The organism is Enterococcus sp. B2E4 (assembly GCF_030499455.1).
GTDB classification, from domain to species: domain Bacteria; phylum Bacillota; class Bacilli; order Lactobacillales; family Enterococcaceae; genus Enterococcus_D; species Enterococcus_D casseliflavus.
Window position 1 is genome coordinate 1 of record NZ_JAUKPK010000053.1, and the last position, 567, is coordinate 567.

Annotated in this window: 6 tRNA genes; all 6 read right to left on the minus strand. The window is 53.1% G+C overall.

The window, feature by feature from the left end:
- Positions 1-74 (minus strand) — tRNA-Arg (locus Q1X33_RS16580).
- Between the two features lie 11 nt (positions 75-85).
- Positions 86-171 (minus strand) — tRNA-Leu (locus Q1X33_RS16585).
- 18 nt (positions 172-189) lie between these two features.
- Positions 190-261 (minus strand) — tRNA-Gly (locus tag Q1X33_RS16590).
- Positions 262-271: 10 nt separating this feature from the next.
- A tRNA-Thr gene (locus Q1X33_RS16595) sits at positions 272-344 on the minus strand.
- A gap of 7 nt (positions 345-351) precedes the next feature.
- Positions 352-433, minus strand: a tRNA-Leu gene (locus Q1X33_RS16600).
- A gap of 14 nt (positions 434-447) precedes the next feature.
- Positions 448-520: transfer RNA gene (locus Q1X33_RS16605), tRNA-Lys, on the minus strand.
- Positions 521-567 lie beyond the last annotated feature (47 nt).

Here is a 567-nt window from a genome sequence, read left to right on the forward strand (position 1 = left end):
CGCGCCCAAGAGGAGTCGAACCCCTAACCTTTTGATCCGTAGTCAAACACTCTATCCAATTGAGCTATGGGCGCATATTATGAAATGCCGAGGACCGGAATCGAACCGGTACGGTGATCACTCACCGCAGGATTTTAAGTCCTGTGCGTCTGCCAGTTCCGCCACCCCGGCTGAAAATTGCTAAGGCAAAGCGGAAAACGGGGTTCGAACCCGCGACCCCCACCTTGGCAAGGTGGTGCTCTACCACTGAGCTATTTCCGCATATTCCTGATGCCGGCTAAAGGACTTGAACCCTCGACCCTCTGATTACAAATCAGATGCTCTACCAACTGAGCTAAGCCGGCAATGAAGTGCGGGTGAAGGGACTTGAACCCCCACGCCCGAAGGCGCTAGATCCTAAATCTAGTGCGTCTGCCAATTCCGCCACACCCGCATAGGTTATTACTATGAGTCGTACAGGGCTCGAACCTGTGACCCTCTGATTAAAAGTCAGATGCTCTACCAACTGAGCTAACGACTCATATGGGGGTTAACGGGATCGAACCGCTGACCCTCTGCTTGTAAGGC